Here is a 23,558-nt window from a genome sequence, read left to right on the forward strand (position 1 = left end):
CCATGGACATCTGGAAACCCGTTGCGCTGGTGTCGGACATCTCGCCCGATACCGGCACCCTGCGCGTCGAGCATGAAGGCGAGGGCGTCTGCCTGTACGACTTGCAAGGCGAAATCTGTGCCACGCAAGACCGCTGTCCGCACGGCAACGCCAGCCTGGCCGATGGCTACCTGGAGGACGGCACCATCGAATGTCCGCTGCACCAGGGCGTGTTCGACATCCGTACCGGCAAGCCGCAGTGCCCGCCCGTCACGACCGACCTGCGCCGCTACGACGTGCGCGTCGAGGCGGACACGGTGTACCTGAAGGCGGAGGCCGCGTGAACACGGGCGCCATCGTCATCATCGGGGCGGGGCAGGCGGGCGGTTGGGCCGCCACCACCTTGCGCGACCGCGGCTACAGCGGCCGCGTCGTGCTGCTGGGCGACGAGCCGCATGCGCCCTATGAACGGCCGCCGTTGAGCAAGGCGGTGCTCAGCGGACAGGCGCCCGCCGAGAGCACCGAATTGTTTTCGGCGGAACGGCTGGCGGCCTTGAAGATTGAGTTTCTGCCAGGCATCGCGGCCAGCCGGCTAAGACTGGATGACAAGCAGGTGGACACCTCGGACGGCGCATCGATCGGCTATGACAAGCTGATCCTCTGTACCGGCGGCCGCCCGATCGTGCCGCCCTTGCCAGGGCTGTCCTGTCCTGGCGTGCACGTCTTGCGTACCCGGGACGATGCGCTCCGTTTGCGCGCCCGATTGGGGCGCGGCAAGCATATCGTTGTCGTCGGCGGCGGCTGGATCGGCCTGGAAGTTGCCGCCACGGCGCGTCAAGCGGGCAGCAAGGTGACGGTGCTGGAGCAGGCCGCGCGCTTGTGCGCCCGCAGCGTGCAGCCCGGTGTGTCCGCGCACTTGGCCGCCTTGCATGCCGCGCACGGCGTCGACCTGCGGCTGGACGCAAGGCTGCTAGCGGTGCATGCAGGGGAAGCCGACGGAACGTCCGTGGCCGAACTGGCCGACGGCACGCAAATCGCGGCGGATGCCATCGTGCTGGGCGTTGGCCTGCAAGCCAATGATGCGCTGGCGCGCGAGGCCGGCATCGACTGCGATCGCGGCGTGCTGGTCGATGCATTCTGCCGGACGTCCGCTGCGGATGTCTACGCGGCGGGCGACGTGGCCGTGTCGGTGCATCAAGGGGCCGGCGGCCGGGTGCGGCTGGAATCCTGGCAAAACGCGCAAGACCAGGGAACCGCCGCGGCCTTGTCCGCGCTGGGTGAAACGGCGCCATACCAGCCCACGGGTGCCGTCTGGTCGGAACAGTACGACGCCATGGTCCAGATCGTGGGCTTCCCGGCCCTTGCCGTCAGCGAAGTGCAACGCCCGCAAGCGGAAAGCCGTGCGCTGCTGTCGGTTTCCCTGGATACGGAAGGACGCATCGTGGGCGGCGTGACGGTGGACGCCGTGCGCGATTTGCGTCAATTGCGCAAGTGGATCGCGCAAGGCGCGGTCTTGGACCCGGCCTTGTTGCAGCGGCCGGACGTGCCGTTGGCCAATGCCCAAATCGGATGATTGCCCCATGACTGGAACCATCAACTATTCAGATCAGGCCATGCAGGCGAAGGCGGCCTGCGAGGACGTCGTCCTGCGCTTCTTTCATGCGCTGGACACCCGTCGCCACGAGGCGGCCGCCGCCTTGATGGCGAAAGACGGTGTCTGGATGCGGCAAGGCCGCCGCTTGTCCGGCCCGGAGGAAGTCCTGGCGGCGCTGAACGCGCGCGCACCGGAACGCAGCACCTGCCACGTCATCACCAACCTGCGGTTGGCCGACCTGGGCGAGACCGAGGCAACCGTCATCTACTTCCTGACCGCCTACGACAGCGTGCCAGCAGAGCAGGGCGGGGCGCCCAGATTGGTGTCCATCCGCGAATGCCGCGACATCCTTCGCAAGACAGAAGAAGGCTGGCGCTTGGCCGACAAGAGCAGCCGGCGCCACCTGCCACCCGAATAAAAACACCCCCAAGGAGACATACATGGATGCCACAACAATAAAAGCCCTGGCGCTACGGCTGGATCAGGCAGAACAAAGCCGATCCCAGGTCCGCCAGCTGTCGCTGGATCACCCCGACATCACGATCGCCGATGCCTACGCGATTCAGCGCGCGTGGGTCGAGCACAAGATCGCCTCTGGCCGGCGCCTGGTCGGCCACAAGATCGGACTGACCTCGCGCGCCATGCAACTGTCGTCGCAAATCGACGAGCCCGACTATGGCGCGCTGCTGGACGACATGCTGTTTGCCGACGGCGCTGAAATCCCGCGCGACCGATTCATCGTCCCGCGCGTAGAAGTAGAACTGGCTTTCATCCTGGACCGCCCGCTGAAGGGACCCGGCGTGACGCTGTTCGACGTGCTGGACGCCGTTCGTTACGTGATCCCGGCATTGGAAATCATCGATGCCAGGTCGCATCAGATCGACCCTGATTCCAAGCGGCCGCGCAAGGTGTTCGACACCATTGCCGACAACGCGGCAAACGCCGGCGTCGTCATGGGCGGTCGACCGGTGCGCGTGGGCGATCTGGACCTGCGCTGGGTGGGCGCGATGATGTCGCGCAACGCGGTCATCGAAGAAACGGGGTTGGCGGCAGGGGTGTTGAACCATCCGGCCAATGGCGTCGTATGGCTGGCCAACAAGCTGGGAGAGCACGACGTAACACTCGAAGCAGGGCAGATCATCCTTAGCGGATCGTTCACCCGCCCGGTGTTCGCGCAGGGCGGCGACACCTTCCATGTGGACTACGGGCCGCTCGGCTCGGTCAGTTGCCGCTTTGTCTGAAGTCACAGTCAGGAGACACCACACGACCCGATAAGCGGTATCAGGCAAGCGCGCCGACACCCCTAGAACAGAGCGGATGCGCCGAAGAAATTACTCAGGAGACAACCCATGAAACCCTCTAAAACACTGAATCTCACGGTGGCGGCCGTCTGCGCGTCACTGATGTCCACCGCCGTGATGGCACAACAGGCCGCGTGGCCCACGCATGCGATCACGTTGGTGGTGCCTTTCGCAGCGGGCGGCGGCGGCGACACGCTGGCGCGGCTGGTGGCCGAACCCCTGTCGCGCGAACTGGGCCAATCCATCATCGTGGAAAACCGGCCCGGCGCGGGCGGCAATATCGGCACGTCCATCGCCGCGCGGGCCAACCCGGACGGCTATACGCTGTCCTATGGCACCAACGGCACGCAAGCCACCAATCACTGGCTATATAAGTCGCCGGGCTACGCGCCCAGCGATTTCGAGCCGATTTCCCGCTTCACCGTCATTGCCGCGGCGTTGGTCGTGAACGGCACGGATGACCGCTTCAAATCGCTGGCCCAATTGCTGGACTACGCCAAATCCCACCCGGGGGAATTGACCTGTGGATCGGCGGGCAACGGCACGTCGTCCCACCTGGCCTGTGAGTTGCTGAATCAGATGGCAGGCATCAAGGTCATGCATATCCCCTACAAAGGCGGCGGCGCCGCCATGACGGACCTGCTGGGCGGCCGAATCTCGTTCCTGATCGACGTCATGCCCAATGTGTCGGGGCAGATCGCCGCCGGCAAACTGCGGGCGCTGGGCGTGACGACTCCCCAACGAGTGGCATCCAATCCCGATATTCCGACGATCAACGAAGCGGGGGTGAAGGGGTATGAATTCTTCGCCTGGGATGGCCTGTATGCGCCCAAAGGCACGCCGGTTGCCGTGCTGGACAAGCTGAACGCCGCCGTCCGCCAGGCGCTGCAACGGCCTGAAGTGAAGCAAGCGCTGGAATCCCGCGGCGCGATCCCGTCACCGACGTCGCGCCAGTCGCTGGCGGAGTTTGGCGCCGAGGAATACACGCGGCTGGGCAAGGTGGTGAAGACGGCAGGTGCGGCGATCGATTGATAAAAGTAGTCAGACGACATGGCTGTGAACCGGCCGCGCTTGTTGCTTCAACGATACAAAAAGTGCGAAATGGTGCAAATATTCAGAATAATTAGAAAGAATAATGCGATCATTTCTACACAACATGTCGTCTTCTGCACCCGCTTAGCGTAGGTCCCGATGTCTATCGTTGCTGCCCCCACGGGGCAGCATTCGCCTTGGCTAACTCAACGTTTGACTTGAGCAACGGCCACCAGGCACAGCCGTTCATCACCTTGAATTGGTGGCACAGCAACGCGGGCAGCTATACGTAGTGACGTTCGATCCGCCAGTTCTTTAGCCGGAAGGCGCTATCCGTCGATGACGAGTTTGCCTGACGGGGGAATAGGCTTCGTGATCCGATTGGCAACTTCTTCAGAGATGGGAGCCGCCAATGCTCCCCTCAGCATGTCGATGAGATTCTCGATAGCGCGATGAATGTCGAATGACTGCCCGGATTTGCTGCGCCTGGCGCTTAGACGCTCATAGTCGGCCAACGCAAACATCATGAAGCTGATGATAGCGAGCCAACGTTGCCTCAAGATCGGTCCAGGGACGTTTGGCAGTGCCACCTCAACCAGTTCAAAAACCCGTCGAAAGCCCCGGTCCACCTCTGCTGAACTTGCGCCGAGGTCAATGTCGGGATGCAACTGCGTTGCCGCGAGAAAACGGTTGTATGTGTTTTTTTTCTCAGTCACCAGCTTCATCGCAAGAGGCCACACCAGTGCCTCGACCAATGCCCGCAAATCGGTGTATCTCCCGGATGTGTAGAGCTGATCGACGTAGTCATTGCGCAATACATTGACCTCTTGCATCCCTGCGTCAAGGATGGCCTGAATCAGGGCCTCCTTGGATCCGAAATGATAGGCGAGGGCGGAATTATTTTTCTGCCCTGCTTCTCTTGCGATCTCACGAAATGAAACGGCATCGATGCCGCGCTCGGCAAACAGACGTTGAGCTGTAGCGATGAGGGCGACGGCACTCTCTTTCCCTCTCGACGCTGGCACGCGAGAGGATGGCTTGGTCGTCGGCGGACTTGCTTTGGCAGGTGTAGGCATGACTGGAGCGCAGTGTCAGATCTGTTGCGATTGTACGGCGCATTTCAAATTTAAGTCACATCATTGATTTTTTTAAGTCATGTGACTTAAACTAAAAATTCTTGGTGGCGCCGCCTTACGACGCAACAGATTGGAGACAGCATGCTGAGCTACGAAGTAACCGAACACGGCAAGCCTTTGCAGGTCCGCCTGCGCGAGACGCCGAAACCCTCTGGCACCGAGATCGTGGTGCGGATCACGCATTCGGGTGTGTGCCACTCCGACGTCCACCTCTGGCACGGCTACTTCGATCTGGGGGAGGGCAAACGTGCCTATCTCAAGGACCGGGGTCTGAATCCGCCGTTGACGCTTGGACACGAGCCGCTGGGCATCGTTGAGGCGGTCGGTCCGGATGCTCGCGGTGTGGCGGTTGGGGACAGGCGCGTGGTTTACCCGTGGATAGGCTGCGGCAAATGCTGGGCTTGCGATGAAGGCCTGTCCACGCTGTGCGCCACCCCCAGAAATGTGGGTATCGCCACGCCAGGTGCGTTCGCCACGCATCTACTCGTGCCGGATCCGAAGTATCTGGTCGATGTCTCCGGAATCGACCATGCGTTCGCCGCCACACTGGCGTGTTCCGGGGTCACCTGCCACTCCGCCATTGCGAAGGCAATTCCGCAGATGCGGACAGACGACTGGATCACCGTCATCGGTTGTGGCGGTCTCGGGCTGCTTGCCATTTCCATGTTGAAGGGCATGGGGTTCCGGAACATCGTGGCTTGCGATATCGACGACAGCAAACTGGACGCGGCAAAGGAGCAGGGCGCTGCACGAACGGTTCGCAGTGACGGCCCGCAGGCACATGACGCACTGAACCAAGCCACGCATGGACGTCTGGCTGCGGCCATTGATTTCGTTGGCATGCCCTCAACGTTCAACCTGCCTTATTCCGTCTTGCGCAAAGGCGGAACATACGTACTGGTAGGGCTGCATGGCGGAGGAGTTTCCTTGCCTTTGCCTCCCGTGGCCCAGAGGTCCATCGCCATTGTCGGTTCGTTTGTCGGGACATTGAACGACCTGCATGGCGTCGTCGAACTTGCCAAGGCCGGGAAGCTGCAAGCCCCTCCAATCACTGTCAAAGCCCCTGGCGAGATCAGCAACATTCTCCAAGAACTGAACCAGCACCGCGGTGTGGGCCGAACCGTGCTGGACTTCACCCACACCCCGGCTAACGCCTGACACCTGCCATTGGTGGATTGAACATGAACAACGACACAGAAAACAGCCGACATAAAGATGCGCATCCGCACACGGCCTCCATGCAAGAAAGCTTGCGGGGATCGCTTGATTTTTCGGATGTGGGTGACTTCGACGATGCCAATCGGGGTTTCATTGGCACCATCGAAGACGCAACGATCCGCAACGCCAGCGGCAGGATTGTCTGGAGCCAGAAGGAGTACTCCTTTCTCGACGACACATATGTTCCCTTTACCGTGAATCCGAGCCTGTGGCGCATGTCCAAGCTCAACAGGATTCACGGCTTGTTCAAGGTCTGCGACCGGATATATCAAGTGCGTGGCTTTGACCTCGCCAACATCACTTTCATTGAAGGCGACACTGGTCTCATCGTCATCGACCCGCTGACTTTCGAAGAGCCGGCGCGTGCCGCTCTGGCGCTGTACGAAAAGCACCTCGGCCCGCGAAAAGTGGTGGCTGTCATGTATAGCCACAGTCATCGGGACCACTATGGCGGCGTGAAGGGAGTGGCCAGTGAGGAAGACGTGGAAGCAGGGCGGGTGCAGATCATTGCCCCCGAAGGCTTCATGGAAGAGGTCATGTCGGAATCGCTGCTCGCCGGTATCCCGTCGCGCCGACGTGCCGAATTTCAGTTTGGCACCTACCTGGAGCCCGGGCCGCGGGCCCACGTGGACAGCGGACTTGGCAAGGGCATGGGAACCGGGACCTCCAGTCTGATCCCGCCGACACACCTGATCACCCAGACCAATGAACGGATGGTGATCGATGGCGTCGAGGTGATATTCCAGATGACCCCCGGGACGGAAGCGCCGGCGGAGATGAATTTCTACTTCCCGCAAATGCGCGCTCTCAACATGGCCGAGAATGCCTGCAACACGATGCACAACCTTTGCCCTATCCGCGGCGCAAAGGTCCGCGATGCGCTGGCATGGGCAAGCTATCTGGACGAGAGCGTGGACCTCTACGCTGGCCAGGCAGACGTGTGCCTGGCTCAACACCATTGGCCCACGTGGGGCAAGGAAAAGGTCATCACGTATCTGAGCGAGCAGCGTGACCTGTACCGATACATTCACGATCAGACGCTTCGACAGATGAGCCACGGGCTGACGCCTCGAGAAATCTCCGAGCAGCTCATGATGCCCAATGAGTTGTCCAAGCGATGGCACACCCGGGGGTACTACGGCGCGGTGGTACACAACGTGCAGGCGATCTATGCCTTCTACATGGGTCCCTACGATGGAAATCCCGTCAATCTGAACCCATTGCCGCCGAGCGCCGCCGCAGCCAAATACATCGAGTACGCCGGCGGGGCAGAGCGCGCCATTGCCCGTGCTCGTGAAGATTTTGAGCGTGGCGAGTTCCGCTGGGTGGCCCAGATCATGAATCAAGCGGTGTTTGCGGATCCGGCGAACAAAGCCGCGCGCGAACTCTGCGCCGATGCCTTCGAGCAACTGGGATACCAAGCGGAATCAGCCACTTGGCGCAACGCCTATCTACTTGGAGCACGTGAGCTCCGCGAGGGCCTGCGGCCGCGGGAGAAGGATGGCAACCGCATCAATCCTGGCGTGGTGTCCAAGCTGCCGATGCCACTTTTCTTTGACTTCATCGCCATTCGCGTCATGAGCGAGGCGGTTGAAGGGCAGACCGTTCGCTTTGATTGGCACATGACCGACGAGAAGAGCTGCACCAAAGTGACGCTGAGTAATGGGGCGCTGAGCCATCGCCCGGGATCCCATGGTGACGCGGCCGATGCGGTGCTTCAGACCACACGTGCAGGACTATTTCAGGCGTTGCAGGCAGAAATCGGCTTTGCAGGGGCCGTTGAAAGCGGCGACGTTCGGATCAACGGCAATGCCGGGCCTGTTCTTTCCCTCTTGGCCGGGCTTGACTCGTTCGATCCGCTTTTCAACGTCGTGGAGCCCTGAAACGGGTCTCATCCCCGATTTGATTCACCAATTGTGAGGAGACACAGATGTCTACAAGACGCGATTTCTTGATGAAGGCCGGGGCCGGCGCGGTTGCCGTGCACTTTGCGGGTGTTGCCGCCGCGCTAACTGGCTCAGTTTCTGCCAACGCGCAATCAAATGGACCGATTACCATGGTTGTGGGCTTTCCCGCCGGCGGAGGCCCCGACCTTGTCGCGCGGGCATTAGCCGAAGCAGGGCAGCGCGAACTCAATCAGACCATAATCGTACAAAACAAGACCGGCGCGGGAGGAAGAATCGCCTTGGATTGGCTTGGCAACCAGGCGTCCGACGGATCAGCCTTTGGCCTTACGCCGGCTGCCATGCTCGCGTCCTTTCCCCATGTCTACAGAAAGCTATCCTACGACCCAAACGACTTCGTTCCGGTTTGCAAGATATGCGATTACCACGTCTCAGTAGTCACGCGCAGCGACTCACCGTTCTCGACACTCAAGGAATTCGTAGCGTGGGCAAAGGAGAGCAAGAGGGGCACCTTTGGTGTGCCGAGTCGTGGCAGTGGGACTGACTTCATCGGCACGTTGCTCTCCAAAGCAGAAGGCCTGGCATTGGAGCCCATCCTGTACCGTGGTGGCCCCCAACTGACTCAGGCAGTACTTGCCGGCGAAGTGGACTTGGCGATCAACCTGTCGAGCAACTTTGTTGAGCTCGCAAAGGCCGGGAAAGTTAAAGTCCTGGCCGTGAGCACCGCGACACGTTCTCCATTCTCGCCCGGTGTCCCGACTCTTGCTGAATTGGGCTATCCCGAGCTCATTTTCGAGGAATCCATCGGAATTGTGGCAAAGAAAGGAACCCAGGAGAAAACCACTCATCGCATGCAAGAGGCCGTACGTAAAGCAATGGGCGATGCCAGTGTCCTCAATGCCTTGCAGATCCTTGAATACCGCCCGGACTTCAAGCCAGCCAAGCAGTACGGGGAGGATCTCGCCATGGCATCTGAGCGCTACAAGATGTTCGTTCAGAAAACAAACTTCCAGCCACTCGATTGAGCCATGGCTGGGCTCGCGCTTTCACCCTGACTGGGTCTTCGCATCCGGGCAAGGGGGACAGCGCGATCTCCCAAGACCCTGGTTATTTGGCGAAGGGCATTGGCTGTCATGCCAACGATATGGCTGGAACTCATCTCAAATGGAAGAGACGGTGTGGTCGCCTCAATCCTTTACTTTACATAATACACATTATGCGTATTTCGCCCAAGACTGGCAGAGGCCGCGCAACACCCGCTTCCCAATGCTCTGGCCCCGAGCTATGTAGCCGACTCCTAACACCTCTGCGTCGCTTCGAAGGCCCGCCCAGCATGTCCCAGCTGACAGCCATCACGGCTCCGGAATGTTCTCCCGAAAGATGACCTGAAGCCGCGGCAGATAGCTGGGTTCGGGCGCGCCCTTCACGGCCGCCACCAGCAGCTTGACGATCTCGCGCGCCTCGACGCGCGGGTTCTGGTCGATCACGGCGTCCATGGTGCGATCAAGCAACAGGCGGCGCGTGGCTTCGGTCAGGTCGTGGCCCACGAAAACAATGCGATGAGCGGAGGCTGCCTTACTTGAGCGAGCCTCGCTTGGCCACGCCTCGGCGGGCCGAGCCTCTACCGGCCGCGCCTCTTTCAGCGCCCGCGCGATGCCTTGATTGCCGGCGCCGATGTTGTAAATCGCGTGCGGCGGCTCTTTGCGCAGCAGATCTTGCGTGACGGCAAAGGCGCGGTCGCGGTCATCGCCGATCTCAAGAATGTGTGCGATGCGCAGGTGCGGAAACTCTTCGCTCAGCAGCGAGCGAAAGCCCATCTCTCGCTCTTCGTGGCCGCGATACGCCAGTGACCCTACGAACACCGCGACCTTCCGCTCTGTATGCTGTGGCAGAAACCGGCCCAGTAATAGCGCGGCCAGGCGGCCCGCGGCGCGGTTGTCGATGCCCACGTAACCCAGGCGCGCCGAGATCGGAATGTCCGACACCAGCGTGCTCACATGCACGCCGCTGTCACGCAGCGCCATGATGGCGTCGCGCACTTGTGGATGGTCCAGCCCGACCAAGCCAACGGCCTGCGTCTGCCCGCGCAACTCGTAGAGCTTTTGCGCGAGCTTATTAGCGTCGAATCCCTCGATCAGATGCAGGCGGGCGCGCACATCGGGTCGGGTGGCGGCCTCTTCGAGCAAGTGCTGGCCCAACGTGGTCATGAAGCTGTTGGTGCCGGCGGGCAAAACGAAATCGACCCGCACATCCTGGCTGGTGGCATCGGCGCCCTGGACGAAGTAGCCGAGACGATTCGCGATTGCCAGTACGCGGTCGCGGGTTTTGCCGCGCACGCCGTCGCGGTCATTCAGCACGCGATCCACGGTGGCGGTGGACATGCCGGCTTCACGGGCGATGAGGGAAATGGTGGGACGCATGCGGGAACAGGCTCTCAAGACACCATCAGGACGATGGTAACGAAGCCATCATAACCAATCATTTGCAATCATTCAGGATCAAAAAAGTAACACCGCTGCCCTATAGGCGCCCTGCACCTTTACCCCTGATTGTTTTGATGTGAATATCGCGGCTCAATAACATCAAACACAGCACGGCGGGATGCCTGGCAGTCGACAGTGCATACCAAGCCGGCAGGAGGAGCACATGTCGCACCCTACCCTGGCGCCCGACCAGCCCGTTCGGGAACGGCGCTTTCGCATCGGCTGCATCGGCGCAGGCATGATCATGGCCGAGTGCCATCTGGCGGCCTACCAGCAGGCTGGCTTCACGGTGGCGGCGATTGCGTCGCGTACCCGCAGCAAAGCGGCCAAGGTCGCCGAACGCTACGGCATCCCGTGTGTGCATGAGAATCCCCTGGCCTTGATCGCCGATCCGCAGATCGAGATCGTGGACATCGCGTATCCGCCCGACCTGCAACCCGCGCTGATTCGCGCCGCATTACGCACCCCGCACGTGCGCGGCGTGCTGGCGCAGAAGCCCCTCGCCCTCTCGCTGGACGAAGCCCGCGCCTTGCGCGACGAGGCGCGGGCCAGCGGCAAGATCCTGTCGGTAAACCAGAACATGCGCTACGACCAATCGATGCGCACGCTCAAACAGCTGCTCGACCAGGGCGTGCTGGGCACGCCGGTGTTCGCGCAGATCGACATGCACGCGATCCCGCACTGGCAGGATTTTTTGCGCGGCTATGACCGGTTGACGCTGTCGAACATGAGCGTGCATCACCTCGATGCCCTGCGTTATCTGTTTGGCGAGCCCACCGAGATCACCAGCATCACCCGCCCCGATCCGCGCACCGAGTTCGCGCATCAGGATGGGCTGGTAAGCACCACGCTGCGCTTTGGCAATGGCCTGCTTGCGCTGTCGCTCGAAGATGTGTGGTCGGGCCCGCGGGCCGATGGCTACCCCGACGACCAGCACATCCGCTGGCGCGTGGAAGGCACCGAGGGCGTCGCGCGCGGCACCATCGGCTGGCCCACCGGCGAGCCGTCGACGCTCAGCTACGCCTCGCGCGCGACCGCGGGCCATACCGATGGGCGTTGGGTAACGCCCACGTGGGACACGATGTGGTTTCCGCATGCCTTCATCGGCGTGATGGAGCAGTTGCAGTACGCGCTGGCCAGCGGCACCGAGCCTGCGTTGAGTGTGACCGACAACGTACGCACGATGGCGCTTGTCGAGGCCGCGTATACATCCATCGCCGAAGGCCGCACGGTACGGCTGCCGGCTGTTGAATAACCAAACAGAAAAAACAGACGGAGACAACCATCATGATCCAGACCGGAATCTTCTCGGGCTACTTTCCCTATGAACTTGAGCGCACCGCCAAGGTGATCCGCTCGCACGGCTTCAACACCGTGCAGCTGGACTTGCATTTCAAGGACATGGAGCTCGGCCCGGGACAGCTGACCGCGCAGAAATGCACACAGATCCGCGACACCTTCCGCAACTACAACCTGCCTGTGTCCTGCATCTCGGCCTATACCAATATCGTTCATCCCGACGCCGCCGAGCGTCAACGCCGCAATGGCTATCTCAAAGAGATCCTCACGCACGCGCGCCAGTTGGGTTCGCCTTACGTGATCTCGGAAACCGGCACGTTCGCTACCGACAGCGACTGGGTGCACCACCCCAAGAACAAGACCGAGGAAGGCTGGGACCAGTGCCGCGCGATGATCGCGGAGCTGTCGCAACATGCCTATGACCATGGCGCGGTTTTCCTGCTCGAGACCTACGTGAACAACGTGGTGGGATCAGTCGAGGAAACGCTGCGCATGTTCGCCGAGGTGGATCACCCTGGCCTTGGCCTCTTGATGGACCCGACGAACTACTTTGAAGCGCACAACATCGACCAGATGGACCGCACGCTCAATCAGGTGTTCGACGCGCTCTCCGACAAGATCTGCATTGCGCATGCCAAGGACGTGAAGCGTTCGGGCGATGACAAGTCGGAAAAGCACAGCGACATTGGTGACGAGGGCGCGGCAGAAAGCCATACCTTCCGTGGCGTGGGCGAGATCGAGCTGCCGGCGCCGGGCCTGGGCGCGCTCAATTACGACCTCTATCTGCAACGCCTGGCGAAGAAGCACCCCAACATTCCCATCATCATCGAGCACTTGACCGAAGACGACGTGCCGCGCGCCAAGCGATTCCTGGACGAGCGGCTGCGCGCGAACGGCCTGTAGGCCGCCACCCGCAACACAGGCGCACCGCGAGGCACCCTTCCCTCAGGCCCGCGGCACGCCTGCGAACACGACTATCAACACCGACACCGGCAAACGCGCGCTCGCGCCTTTGCCAGGGAGAACTCATGCCTGACATTTACGGAACCTGGATGACGCGCCGCGACGTGGAGGCGCGCACCGGACAGCTTGCGCAGTTTGCCGGCGTACGCCTGATGACGCTGGACGACGGGCTGGAGCGCGGTATCCGCATGCTGGAGTTCCGCAGCGGCACGGGCCTGCGCTTTACGGTGCTGGTGGATCGCGCGATGGACATTGCCGATTGCGAATACCGCGGCTTCGCCATGGGCTGGCAGTCGCCGTCGGGCTTTCGCCATCCCGGCCTGCATGACTATGAAGGCGAAGGCGGACTGGGCTGGATGCGCTCCTTCTCTGGCCTCATGATCACCTGCGGACTGGACCACATTCTGTTCATGTACGACGCACCGGCCGACAACTATGTGTACGGCCCGCGCAAGACCGCAAAACAGTCCATCCATGGCCGCGTCGGCACCATTCCGGCTCGCCTGACCGGCTACGGCGAACGCTGGGATGGGGATCGCTGCGTGCTGTGGGCAGAGGGCGTCGTAAGCCAGGGCACCGTGTTCGGCGAGCACCTGGAGCTGCACCGCCGCATCGAGATCGAGGTGGGCACCAATGACATCAAACTGTCGGATCGCGTGGTGAATCGCGGCTTCTACCGCACGCCCCACATGCTCTGCTATCACATCAACCTGGGCTATCCGGTGCTGGACGCCGACTCGCGCTATCTGGCGCCGATTCGCGATGTGGTGTGGGCCGCACACGAACCAACCTACCGCAAGCAGGGCGTGGGCTACCGCCGCATGCCGGCGCCGCAGCTGGGCTTTCATGAGCAGGTGTGGCAGCACGAGATGGCCGCTGCCGCCGACGGCAGCGTCCCGGTGGCCCTGGTAAACGATAAGCTGGCCCTGGGCATGCAGGTCAGCACCTTCAAGCATCAATTCCCTTGCCAGTATCAATGGCAGAACCTGCAATCGGGCCAGTATGCGATGGGCATCGAGCCCTCGACCAACCATGTGCTGGGCCAGGGCGCGGCGCGTGAGCGCAACGAGCTGATCTGGCTCGAGCATGGGGAGGAGCGCCGCTACGACACCACGTTCAGCGTGCTGGCCTCGCCCGCCGATATCGAGGCATGCGAAGCACGCATCCGCGCGATCGCGGTGCAGCCCGAGGCCGATTATCCGCCGTTGTCGGGGCGCTTCGCGCCCATCGCGGGGCGCACATGAGCGCGCGCTTCTCATTGCAAGGCCGTCGCGTGCTGTTCACGGGCGCGGCGGGCGGCTTCGGGGTGGACACCACGTTTGCGCTGCTGGAATCGGGCGCAAGCGTCATCGCGCTCGACAACCACGCCGGGCATATCGATCGCTTGCGCAGCACCGTGCCGGCGCGGTTCTCCGGCCAGCTTCACATTCTGCAGGCCGATCTCGCCGAAACCAGCGCACTGCAATCGCACCTTGAGCAGCTGACGGCCGAGGGCCCGATCGATGTGGTCATCAACAACGCGGCGATCTACCCCTCGCGCCCGTTCGAGGAATACAGCGACGCAGAGCTGGCGCGCGTGCACCGCGTGAACGTGGAGGCGGCTATTCAGATCGTCCGCGCGGCGCTGCCCGGCATGCGCGAGCAGCAATGGGGCCGCGTGATCAACATCTCGTCGATCACGCTGTCCGGCGGCTGGGAAAACCTGCTGCCCTATGTGCAATCCAAGGGCGCGATGGTGGGCGCCACGCGCGCATTCGCCCGCGAGTTCGGCAAGTGGGGCATCACGGTCAACGCCATCTCGCCGGGCGCGTTCCCCACCGACGCCGAGAAGATCCATCCCGATCCCGAGGGCTACAACCGCATGGTGCTCGAACGCCAGTCGGTCAAGCGCCGCGGCCACGCAGGCGACATCGCCGCAGCCATCATTTTCCTTGCTTCGGACGAGGCGGGTTTCATTTCCGGACAGACGCTGGCGGTTGACGGCGGCTGGGTCATGCATTGAGGCGCATCGGCGCACGCAAAGGGTAGAAGCATGAGTATTCTTTCTGGCTACAAGGTTCTGGACTGCTCCATCGCCATGGCGGGGCCTTTCGCGGCGCAGCGCCTGGGCGATCTGGGCGCCGACGTGATCAAGATCGAGCCGCCCACCGGCGAATGGCAGCGGCACGCGCCGGCCGGCGGCATCACGGGCAACAAGATCAACGTGTCCTTTCTCTCGCTGAACCGCAACAAACGTTCGCTCGCGATCGATTTGAAGAGTGCCGGCGGCAAGGAGATCATCCAAAAGCTCGCGGCGCAGGCCGATGTGTTTATCCAGAACTACCGTCCCGGTGTCGCCGGCCGTCTGGGTGTGGACTACGAGACCCTGTCGGCGCTGAACCCGCGCCTTATCTACGTATCGATGTCAGGCTTCGGCGAAGACGGCCCCTATGTCACGCGCCCAGGTCAGGACCTGTTGTTGCAGGCGATGTCGGGCGCAATGCTGTCATCGGGCCGTGCGGGCGAAGCGCCACGCGCGGCAGGCCAGTATGTGGTCGACGCCGTCACCGCGTATTGCGCCTTCGAAGGCGTGCTGGCCGCGCTGCTGCACCGCGAACGTACCGGCGAAGGCCAGAAGGTCGAGGTCAACATGCTGGATGCGATCACCACGATCCAGATGCAGGAGCTCTCGGTCTACACCGTGGGGCACAAGCCGCAGGTGCGCAGTGCCGAGCCGCATGCCCACGTGTACATCCGCGCACCCTATGGCACCTTCGCGACGAGCGACGGCTATCTGGCGCTTGCCATGCCCGACATGAAAGTGCTGGCGCGCGTGACCGAAGAGCCGCGCCTGGCGGAGTACACAGGCGAGCGCGACGGTTGGGAAAAGCGCGACGAAATCTATGCGCTCGTGCGCGACACACTCGCAAAGGCCTCGACGGCCGACTGGTTCGCCAAGCTCGATGCCGCCGGCATCTGGTGCAGTCCCGTCTATGGATACGCCGATCTGGTCGACGATCCGCAGATCGCGCACAACGGTACCTTCGTTGAGTATGAGCATCCGACCGAAGGCAAGATCAAGACCCCGGGTTTTCCGATCCGCTTTTCCAAGACGCCGAGCCAGGTGGTGCGCGGCGCACCGCTTACCGGCCAACACACCGACGAAGTGCTGCGCGATTTTGGCTTCAGCGCCGAAGAGATCGCCGCCCATGCGGCCTCGGGCGCGGTGCTGCGTGGAGTCTCGGAATGAGCGAGCCCGCCCTTCCCTACCGCGGCCTTACCTGGGACCATCCACGCGGCTTCAATGCCCTGCACGCCGCCACCGCACAGACGCCGCTGGTGCACTGGGACAAGCAGTCGCTCGAAGGCTTCGAATCGGCGCCCATCGCCGAACTCTGCGCCCGCTATGACCTGGTGGTGCTGGATCACCCCCATCTGGGCGAGGCCCTGGCGCATGATTGCCTGCAAGCGCTTGACACCGTGTTCGCGCCCAACGAGCTGGCGCGGATCGCGCGAGATAGCATCGGGCTGTCGTACGACAGCTATCGCATGGCCGATCGCCAATGGGCGCTGCCGCTGGACGCCGCCACGCAGGTCATGGCCACGCGCGCCGATCGGCTCGACGGCCCCGCGCCGCGCACCTGGTGCGAGGTGCTGACGCAGTCCCAACGCAGCGGCGCGGTCGCGCTCAGTTGGGGCGGTCCACACCCCTTCCTGTCGCTGCTGTCGATCGCGGCCGCCATCGCGCCCGATACCGACCTGCGCCCGCATGGCGCTTGGCACGACGAGGCGACGCTTTCCACCGCGTGCGATGTGCTCAGCGAATTGGCGCGGCTCACGCCCGCGCACGCCCTGGCTTACAACCCGATCGCGCTGCTCGGCCACATGAGCTCGCGCGATGACATCGCGCTCTGTCCGCTCGTCTATGGCTATGTGAACTACGCCACCTCTGCGGTGGCGAAACCGCTCACGTTCCACGACGCGCCCAAGGCCGAAGCGGGCAGGCCCGGCTCGATCCTCGGCGGCACCGGCATTGCGATATCACGGCGCTGCATCGTGGGGCCGGAGTTGCGCGCGCATCTATTGTGGTTGCTCGCGGCCGATACCCAAAGCCGCTTCGTCCCGCAGCACGAAGGACAGCCAAGCCATCGTGGCAGTTGGGCCGATGCGAACGTGAATGCGGCGAGCGGCAACTTCTATGCCAATACGGCCTGCACTCTTGAAGCCGCCTCGATCCGGCCGCGACACGATGGCTACATCGCCTTCCAGATCGAGGCCTCGCAGTTCCTGCGTGACGGCGTCGCCGCCCGCGCATCCTCTCACTCATTGGCGCGCGGCCTGACTCAGCGTTTCCAGGCCAGCCTGGCCAGCGCCCCAAAGCACACCACAACTTAAGGATTTCGACGTGAGCGCACTCGTCAATCTCAGTATCGATGGCCATGTCGCCATCATCGAACTCAATCGTCCCGAGAAGCTGAACGCGATGACGCCGGAGATGGCCGACCTGCTGATCGCGGCGGTGGAGCAATGCAACACCGACTCGCAGGTGCGCGCGGTGATCCTGACCGGCGCGGGCCCCAAGGCTTTCTGCGCCGGTTCGGACATTACCGAGCTTGACCGCTACGCCACGCCCTGGGATTTTCGCAATCGGCTCGACTACTGCGACTGCGTGCGCATGTTGAAGAAGCCCACGGTGGCGGCGATCAACGGCTATACCTTCGGCGGCGGCCTGGAGATGGCGTTGGCCTGCGATATCCGCATCGCCTCGGACAACGCGCGCCTGGGCGCGCCCGAGATCAAGCTGGGTTGGATCGGCGGCGGCGGCATGACGGCGCAGCTGGTCCATGCGGTCGGCCCAAGCAACGCCGCACTGATGGTGCTGACCGGCGATCCCATCCGCGCCGAGCAGGCGCTGGCCTGGGGCCTGGTGAGCGATGTGGTGCCGCAGGAGCAGTTGCGCGAACGCGCGCAAGCGGTTGCCGCCACCATCGCCTCGCGCGCGCCTATCGCGGCCGAGACGGCCCGCGTCAATCTGCGCGCCGCGCTGTCGATGCCGCTTGAAAAAGCCGTGGAATACGAGCGCGATCTGCAGGCGATCTGCTTCGCCACCGCCGACGCCAAGGAAGGCCGGAAAGCATTTGAAGAAAAGCGCGCGCCGAAGTTCGAGCGGCGCTGACGGGTGCGGCGCCGCCCCGGGGCGCTTTACCTACGTCGTTCCGACCCGTAGCGTTGACTGCGCTTAGGTTGGCTCTGCGGCGCAATTCACGGCGAGTTGTTCAGAACATCCTCAGATATGGGCCACATCGCGCAACCGTACGCCGGAAAAGTTAGCCGCATTCAATGCGTCAAACATCGCGCGGTCGCAGATGGGAGGTGCTCCCATGCGATCCTGGCGGAAGATATGGGCATCTCCCACAACATCCTGTTTGAACACCAAGCTGGCCCCGCCGACGAGGCTATAGAGCTTCTCGTCCTCGCCGGTCTGATAATTGTGGTCGAGCTTGATCCTCACGCGAGAGGAGGCTTCATCCAGGGCATCGAGTCTGCGCAGCACATTGCCTAGGTAGTACTGAGGACCGGGGCTCCCGTCAGCAAGGCTGAAGTCGCATGCCACAAATGCAAACGCCTCGGCGTCCATCTGCTCGAACAGCTGCTTCAAAGGCTCCGACACAATCCAAATGCCGGCGAGCTCTTCCAGATCGCGTGGCAATCCGCCCTTCTCCGGTACATGAACCAGGTGGGGACGCTCCGGATACTGATTTGGCATTCCGTCAGGACGCGAGACGACATTCATCCCCGGATGGATCAGCTTCTCTTCGTTGGCGATTTCTATGCCGGGAACCGCGCCGTTGCCCCGGAAGCTGGCGTCGATTAGAAAAAATTCACCCTCATGAGATGGGGCTCCGACTGAAATTTCAATGGCGGTGGGTTCGGTCACGGTGGCTTCCATCCTGATGTGTCGCGGCTGTGGCGGGCCAGGCATCTTCTTCAAGGAAATCTCCGATTCAAGGAGGCTCAGAAATTCTACCGGCTACGTCGTTCCGACTGGTAGCTCATTCGGCCAAGTGCTTGCGCAGAAACTCGATGAAGCGCTGCGTCTTCGCCGGAAGCAGCCGTGTCTCGGTGATGGCGTAGACCGGAATGGGACTGCCTTGCCACTGCGGCAGCAGGCGATGCAATCGTCCATTGGCGACGTCGTCTGCGGCGAGTTCCTCGGGCATCAACACGATGCCCATCCCCATCGTCGCCAGGCGCCGAATCATGCCGACGTTGTTGACCACGAATCGGCTGCCTACCGAGATCGTGGTCGTTCGTGTGCCGTCGTGCAGCGTCCAGATATTGGTTTTCGCCATGCCAAGGCATTCGTGCCGGGCCAAGTCAGCGGGCTCGCTGGGTTCTCCTGAGCGTCCAAGATAATCCGGGGCCGCGTAGAGACAGGTCGAAAGCCGAGCCAACTCCCGCGCAATCAGTTGTGAGTTTTCGGACTCCCCTATGCGGATCGCCACATCGAAGGGCTCGCTGACCAGATCGACCCGCCGCGGGGTCAAGTCGAGGTCGAACGTGATGCCGGGGTAGTCCCGGGCGAATTCGGCGATCAACGGAGCCAAGTAGGTGACCGCGAAATCCACCGTCAAGGACACGCGCAGCATGCCGCTGGGTTGCGCCAGCATTTCCCCCAGTTGCTCGTGCGCGAGCCGAGCCTCATCGACGATGCGCTTGCAGCGCTCGAAGTAAATCTGGCCGGCCTCTGTCAGTTCGACCTTGCGTGTCGTGCGGTGCAGTAGCCGCAGGCCGATCGCCTTCTCCAACATGCTGATTCGGCGCGACAGCGTGGAGTTCGGCATCCCGATCGCCTCTGCGGCGCCCCGGAAACCCTTGGCTTTAACGACCTCGACGAACAAGGCCATGTCATTCAAACGTTCTTCCATAACATTGCTCCACCAATGGAGCAATGTTATCCAATCTGGCATCTTTATTCCAATTTCAAAGAGCGCGATGATTTCTCTACCGTCAATCAGAGGAAATCATCATGAGCAAGCTCTTCACGCCCGTCCGTATCGGACGCTACACCCTGCCCAATCGTCTGGTCATGGCTCCCATGACCCGCTCGCGCGCCGATGACGCGACCGGCGTACCGACCGGTTTGGTCACCACTTATTATGCTCAGCGCGCCGACGCCGGCCTGATCATCAGTGAAGGCGTATACCCCTCGGCGACCGGCAAGGGCTACGTGCGTACGCCCGGCATCATCGACGACGCGCAGGTCGCGGCCTGGAAACAGGTCTCAGAAGCGGTACACGCCAAGGGCGGACGCATCTTCATGCAGTTGATGCACAGCGGACGCATCTCGCATCCGTCGATGCAGCCCGGCGGCGCGCTGCCCGTGGCGCCGTCGGCGATTAACCCCCAAGGCCAGTCTTGGACCGCCAGCGGCCCGCAGGACTACGCCCTGCCGCACGCATTGACCGGAGCCGAGATCGCCGGCGTTGTCGAAGACTATCGCACCGCCACCCGACGAGCGCTGGAAGCCGGATTTGACGGCGTCGAGTTGCACAGCGCTTCGGGCTATCTGCCCGAGCAGTTCCTGTCGTCGGGCAGCAACCAGCGCACGGACGAATACGGCGGCTCCGTCGCCAACCGCGCCCGCTTCGTGCTGGACGTGCTCAAGGCCATGATCGACGAAGCGGGCGGCGATCGCATCGGCCTGAAGATTTCACCTGAGATGAACTTCAACAGCATCTCCGACGCCACGCCGCAGGAAACCTACACCTATCTGGTTGATCAGTTGGACGGCCTCGACCTGGCCTATCTGCACGTGGCCCTGTTCGGCCCGACCAGCGTCGATTACCACGCGCTGCTGCGCCCGCGCTTCAAGGGGGCCTACCTGATCGGCAGCGGACTGAACCAGGCCAAGGCCGAAGCCATCCTGAGCCACGGCAAGGCCGACGCAACGGTGTTCGGCGGAGCCTTCCTGGCCAACCCGGACCTGCCCGAACGCTTCCGCCAGGGCGCGGCGCTCAATGCGCCAGACAAGAACACCTTCTACTCGCCCGGCGCCAAGGGCTACATCGACTATCCCTCCTTGAGCGACAGCGCCACCGCCTGAGAACGCCGCCCTGCTTCACCGTGCCAACCACGCCGGCCGTGTCCGCGCCTTCGGTCTGCGTGGCGATCCCTTGGACCACCGCCCGATTATCATCAGCCGCCCTTTCGCACCCGCCACCCGTCAGCTTCGAGTCGCCCTTTCCTACGGGCGATTTCAAGCCGTGATTTCCCACGCCTGGGCATGGCGCTTGCTGTTCCGTTGCGAGCCCCCTTCGCAGCGCGCATAAAACATGCCCCTACTTGCAACCTTGCCCGAGCATTCCTCCCTTGAAGACATATTGCTGGGGGATAGGCCCCTTGCGCCGGGAATGGCAATGCAAGCCCTGGTGAATGCGGGATACGACCGTTTGCCGTTGCCAGGAGGCGGCAATACCCTTGCGCGTTGGCGCGCATTGGCCGACGTGGCTGGCGTCGATCTGTCTCTGGCCAAATTGTTTGAAGGGCACACGGATGCGCTGGCCATATTGGCGGAGCTGGACGCGCCCGTGAACCCGCCGCCCCGCAGCGTGTGGGGAGTCTGGTGCGCGGAACCGCCAACGCATCGGGTGACTTTCTCACCGTTGGCTGACGGCCGCGTCGAGGTGACGGGAATCAAGGCGTGGTGCTCTGGCGCCGCAACCTCAAGCCACGCCCTCGTCAGCGGCTGGAACGCGGACGGTCAGCCGGGGTTGGCGGCCGTGGCGTTGCAGCAATCGGGAGTGCTGATCTTGGAAGAGGATTGGACCGCGCCCGGCATGCGGGCAAGCGCCACGGTCAGTGTCGCCTTCCAGCAGGCAGTGGCGACTGCGGTAGGAGCACCTGGGCAGTATGTGAATCGGCCGGGGTTCCTGCATGGGGGTGCCGGCATCGCTGCTTGCTGGTATGGAAGCCTTGAACACATTGTCAGGCGCATGCGCGCGGGCGCGTCCGGTGACTCCGTTGACCCGTTCCGGTTGGCGCATCTAGGCGCGGCGGACGTCATCCTTTGCATGGCGCGCTCCGCACTTCGCGACGCCGCCGCCGCCATCGATGCCAATCCCCACGACAGCTGTGCCCTGGCCACGGCGCGCGCCAGACTGGCCGTCGAGGCGGCAGCCGAGAGCATTCTCTCGCGGGCCGCCCGTGCCCTGGGCGCCGGCCCCTTGTGCAAGGAACCCGCTTTCGCGCAGGCCATGGCCGACCTGCCAGTATTCATCCGCCAAAGCCATGCCGAACGCGATCAAGCCGCGCACGGCGCTGCGGTTGCGCGGCTACAGGACTCCGCATGGACGCTCTAAGCCGTCATTTCGAGCGTCTGTATCTTTCCCAGGACGATCCGTGGAACGTTCGGAGCAGTTGGTACGAGCGGCGCAAGCGCGCGTTGCTGATGGGCTGCATGAATCTCGAGCGATACGGCCATGCACTGGAATTGGGTTGCGGGAACGGGGACATGACCGTACTGCTGGCCGACCGTTGCAACCACGTCACCGCCGTCGATGTCTCGGCAACCGCGGTGCGTCATTGCCGCGCCCATATTTCGGCACGGCGGGGCGCCAGCGTAGCCGCCCTCACCATGAGCCTGCCCGATGAATGGCCGGATATCCCAAGGGGCGGATTCGATTTGACGGTCGTCTCCGAGATAGCCTATTACCTGGACGATCACGCCCTGGGATTGTTTCTGGCCCGCATTCACGACGGCTTGCAACCCGGCGGCGAACTGATCGCGTGCCACTGGCGGCACGACTTCAGCGACCGGCGCCAACAAACGGACGCGCTGCATGAATCCATGGCTGCCCTGCCCGGCATGACACCGCTGGTGTCTCATCAAGAAGCAGACTTCCGGCTGGATACCTGGCGAAGGGATCCCCTGAGTGGAGAGCACGGACATGATCGGCGTCTGCATCCCGGCCCATGATGAAGAGCGTTATATCGCGGCCTGCCTGCGTTCGGTGACCACGGCAGCGCGGCATCCCATGTTGCTGGCCGAGCCGGTGCGCATCGTCGTGGTCCTGGACCACTGCCGCGACCGCACCGCCCAATTGGTCTCGAGTTGGCCTGTCTCTTGTCTCGCTATTCAAGCCCGCAACGTTGGCGTGGCTCGCGCAGCAGGATCCCAGCACCTGCTCAACGCCGGTGCACGGTGGTTATCGTTCACCGATGCGGACACCATCGTGTCCCCGCGCTGGCTGGTGGATCAACTGTCCTTGAACGCGGAAGTGGTTTGCGGCACGGTAGGCGTTTCGGGCTGGGCCGCGCACGGCGTCCGCGCGCAAACGACCCAGCGCCATTTTGTCGCTCACTACCAAGACAGGGATGGACACCGCCATGTGCATGGCGCCAACCTTGGCATTGCCGCGTTGGCGTATCGCCGTATTGGCGGATTTCCGCCCTTAACCTGTAGCGAAGACCAAGCCATAGTGGACAGGCTGGCGCAGGAAGGATGCAGCATCGCGTGGACGGCCCTGCCCCGTGTCACGACCAGCGCAAGACCTTATTCGCGCGTCGAAGGCGGATTTGCGACCGCGCTGCGCAACGCGGATCAATCTCCCCTGCCCGGTGCAGATGCCCCCGTGCCCGAATCCCGCTGAGCCGGGAACAAGACTTGC

The 23,558-nt window shown here is 62.7% G+C and carries 23 protein-coding genes; 19 read left to right on the forward strand and 4 right to left on the reverse strand.

Annotated features, from left to right (window positions below; all coding sequences use genetic code 11):
- Nucleotides 1-2: 2 nt before the first annotated feature.
- The 5 genes from HV753_RS03040 to HV753_RS03060 all read left to right on the forward strand — a co-directional run bounded on the left by HV753_RS03040 (nucleotide 3) and on the right by HV753_RS03060 (nucleotide 3,906).
- Complete coding sequence (locus HV753_RS03040; RefSeq protein WP_175172934.1) at nucleotides 3-323, forward strand: non-heme iron oxygenase ferredoxin subunit; 321 nt, start codon at nucleotides 3-5, stop codon at nucleotides 321-323.
- Nucleotides 320-1,552: an NAD(P)/FAD-dependent oxidoreductase gene (locus HV753_RS03045; protein WP_175172935.1), complete on the forward strand. Its 1,233-nt coding sequence runs from the start codon at nucleotides 320-322 to the stop codon at nucleotides 1,550-1,552. The genes HV753_RS03040 and HV753_RS03045 overlap by 4 nt, the downstream gene beginning before the upstream one ends.
- Nucleotides 1,553-1,559: 7 nt before the next feature.
- A complete protein-coding gene (locus HV753_RS03050) occupies nucleotides 1,560-1,991 on the forward strand; it encodes a nuclear transport factor 2 family protein (RefSeq protein ID WP_175172936.1) in 432 nt (143 codons plus the stop codon).
- A gap of 22 nt (nucleotides 1,992-2,013) precedes the next feature.
- On the forward strand, nucleotides 2,014-2,814 hold the full coding sequence (gene hpaH / locus HV753_RS03055; RefSeq protein WP_175172937.1) for a 2-oxo-hept-4-ene-1,7-dioate hydratase: 801 nt from the start codon (nucleotides 2,014-2,016) through the stop codon (nucleotides 2,812-2,814).
- A gap of 108 nt (nucleotides 2,815-2,922) precedes the next feature.
- Nucleotides 2,923-3,906 carry a Bug family tripartite tricarboxylate transporter substrate binding protein gene (locus HV753_RS03060; RefSeq protein WP_175172938.1) on the forward strand — a complete coding sequence of 328 codons (984 nt, stop codon included), beginning with the start codon at nucleotides 2,923-2,925 and terminating at the stop codon, nucleotides 3,904-3,906.
- A 329-nt stretch (nucleotides 3,907-4,235) separates the two neighbouring features.
- Here HV753_RS03060 and HV753_RS03065 read toward each other — a convergent pair whose 3' ends face one another.
- Nucleotides 4,236-4,982: a TetR/AcrR family transcriptional regulator gene (locus HV753_RS03065; protein ID WP_175172939.1), complete on the reverse strand. Its 747-nt coding sequence runs from the start codon at nucleotides 4,980-4,982 to the stop codon at nucleotides 4,236-4,238.
- A gap of 141 nt (nucleotides 4,983-5,123) precedes the next feature.
- Between HV753_RS03065 and HV753_RS03070 the strand changes: the two genes are divergently transcribed.
- From HV753_RS03070 to HV753_RS03080, 3 genes are read left to right on the forward strand one after another with little or no spacing between them, the layout of a single operon-like run.
- Nucleotides 5,124-6,200: an alcohol dehydrogenase gene (locus HV753_RS03070; RefSeq protein WP_175172940.1), complete on the forward strand. Its 1,077-nt coding sequence runs from the start codon at nucleotides 5,124-5,126 to the stop codon at nucleotides 6,198-6,200.
- 23 nt (nucleotides 6,201-6,223) lie between these two features.
- Complete coding sequence (locus HV753_RS03075) at nucleotides 6,224-8,143, forward strand: alkyl/aryl-sulfatase (protein ID WP_175172941.1); 1,920 nt, start codon at nucleotides 6,224-6,226, stop codon at nucleotides 8,141-8,143.
- Between the two features lie 47 nt (nucleotides 8,144-8,190).
- On the forward strand, nucleotides 8,191-9,189 hold the full coding sequence (locus HV753_RS03080; protein ID WP_175172942.1) for a Bug family tripartite tricarboxylate transporter substrate binding protein: 999 nt from the start codon (nucleotides 8,191-8,193) through the stop codon (nucleotides 9,187-9,189).
- A 327-nt stretch (nucleotides 9,190-9,516) separates the two neighbouring features.
- On the opposite strand, the gene HV753_RS03085 is transcribed toward HV753_RS03080, so the two are convergent.
- Nucleotides 9,517-10,584, reverse strand: a complete 1,068-nt coding sequence (locus HV753_RS03085; protein ID WP_175172943.1) for a LacI family DNA-binding transcriptional regulator — start codon at nucleotides 10,582-10,584, stop codon at nucleotides 9,517-9,519.
- Between the two features lie 226 nt (nucleotides 10,585-10,810).
- On the opposite strand from HV753_RS03085, the gene HV753_RS03090 reads away from it, so the two are divergent.
- The 7 genes from HV753_RS03090 (at nucleotide 10,811) to HV753_RS03120 (ending at nucleotide 18,064) form a co-directional block, all read left to right on the forward strand.
- The gene (locus tag HV753_RS03090; RefSeq protein WP_175172944.1) at nucleotides 10,811-11,902 is read left to right on the forward strand and encodes a Gfo/Idh/MocA family protein; all 1,092 of its coding nucleotides are present in this window, start codon (nucleotides 10,811-10,813) and stop codon (nucleotides 11,900-11,902) included.
- Between the two features lie 32 nt (nucleotides 11,903-11,934).
- Nucleotides 11,935-12,849 (forward strand): sugar phosphate isomerase/epimerase family protein, encoded by a 915-nt coding sequence (locus tag HV753_RS03095; RefSeq protein WP_175172945.1) that lies wholly within the window; start codon nucleotides 11,935-11,937, stop codon nucleotides 12,847-12,849.
- Nucleotides 12,850-12,974: 125 nt separating this feature from the next.
- Nucleotides 12,975-14,153 carry an aldose 1-epimerase family protein gene (locus tag HV753_RS03100; protein ID WP_175172946.1) on the forward strand — a complete coding sequence of 393 codons (1,179 nt, stop codon included), beginning with the start codon at nucleotides 12,975-12,977 and terminating at the stop codon, nucleotides 14,151-14,153.
- Nucleotides 14,150-14,911: an SDR family NAD(P)-dependent oxidoreductase gene (locus HV753_RS03105; protein WP_175172947.1), complete on the forward strand. Its 762-nt coding sequence runs from the start codon at nucleotides 14,150-14,152 to the stop codon at nucleotides 14,909-14,911. Before HV753_RS03100 ends, HV753_RS03105 begins: the two co-directional genes overlap by 4 nt.
- Nucleotides 14,912-14,941: 30 nt before the next feature.
- On the forward strand, nucleotides 14,942-16,138 hold the full coding sequence (locus HV753_RS03110; protein WP_175172948.1) for a CaiB/BaiF CoA transferase family protein: 1,197 nt from the start codon (nucleotides 14,942-14,944) through the stop codon (nucleotides 16,136-16,138).
- Nucleotides 16,135-17,283, forward strand: coding sequence for a type 2 periplasmic-binding domain-containing protein (locus HV753_RS03115; RefSeq protein WP_175172949.1), 1,149 nt, complete (start codon nucleotides 16,135-16,137; stop codon nucleotides 17,281-17,283). The genes HV753_RS03110 and HV753_RS03115 overlap by 4 nt, the downstream gene beginning before the upstream one ends.
- Nucleotides 17,284-17,293: 10 nt before the next feature.
- Nucleotides 17,294-18,064: an enoyl-CoA hydratase/isomerase family protein gene (locus HV753_RS03120; protein WP_175172950.1), complete on the forward strand. Its 771-nt coding sequence runs from the start codon at nucleotides 17,294-17,296 to the stop codon at nucleotides 18,062-18,064.
- Nucleotides 18,065-18,175: 111 nt separating this feature from the next.
- Here the strand turns inward: HV753_RS03120 and HV753_RS03125 are convergent, their stop codons facing one another.
- Together HV753_RS03125 and HV753_RS03130 are read right to left on the reverse strand one after the other, a co-directional pair.
- Complete coding sequence (locus tag HV753_RS03125) at nucleotides 18,176-18,826, reverse strand: imm11 family protein (protein WP_246288132.1); 651 nt, start codon at nucleotides 18,824-18,826, stop codon at nucleotides 18,176-18,178.
- Nucleotides 18,827-18,941: 115 nt separating this feature from the next.
- Nucleotides 18,942-19,817: a LysR family transcriptional regulator gene (locus tag HV753_RS03130; protein WP_175172951.1), complete on the reverse strand. Its 876-nt coding sequence runs from the start codon at nucleotides 19,815-19,817 to the stop codon at nucleotides 18,942-18,944.
- A 101-nt stretch (nucleotides 19,818-19,918) separates the two neighbouring features.
- On the opposite strand from HV753_RS03130, the gene HV753_RS03135 reads away from it, so the two are divergent.
- The 4 genes from HV753_RS03135 to HV753_RS03150 all read left to right on the forward strand — a co-directional run bounded on the left by HV753_RS03135 (nucleotide 19,919) and on the right by HV753_RS03150 (nucleotide 23,540).
- Nucleotides 19,919-20,995, forward strand: a complete 1,077-nt coding sequence (locus HV753_RS03135) for an alkene reductase (protein ID WP_175172952.1) — start codon at nucleotides 19,919-19,921, stop codon at nucleotides 20,993-20,995.
- Nucleotides 20,996-21,308: 313 nt separating this feature from the next.
- Nucleotides 21,309-22,250: an acyl-CoA dehydrogenase family protein gene (locus tag HV753_RS03140; RefSeq protein WP_246288133.1), complete on the forward strand. Its 942-nt coding sequence runs from the start codon at nucleotides 21,309-21,311 to the stop codon at nucleotides 22,248-22,250.
- Complete coding sequence (locus HV753_RS03145; RefSeq protein ID WP_175172954.1) at nucleotides 22,238-22,867, forward strand: class I SAM-dependent methyltransferase; 630 nt, start codon at nucleotides 22,238-22,240, stop codon at nucleotides 22,865-22,867. Before HV753_RS03140 ends, HV753_RS03145 begins: the two co-directional genes overlap by 13 nt.
- Nucleotides 22,839-23,540 carry a glycosyltransferase family 2 protein gene (locus HV753_RS03150; RefSeq protein ID WP_175172955.1) on the forward strand — a complete coding sequence of 234 codons (702 nt, stop codon included), beginning with the start codon at nucleotides 22,839-22,841 and terminating at the stop codon, nucleotides 23,538-23,540. Before HV753_RS03145 ends, HV753_RS03150 begins: the two co-directional genes overlap by 29 nt.
- The last annotated feature ends 18 nt before the right edge of the window (nucleotides 23,541-23,558 follow it).

Origin of the sequence: Achromobacter pestifer (genome assembly GCF_902859625.1) — a bacterium.
Classification (GTDB): domain Bacteria; phylum Pseudomonadota; class Gammaproteobacteria; order Burkholderiales; family Burkholderiaceae_B; genus Achromobacter; species Achromobacter pestifer.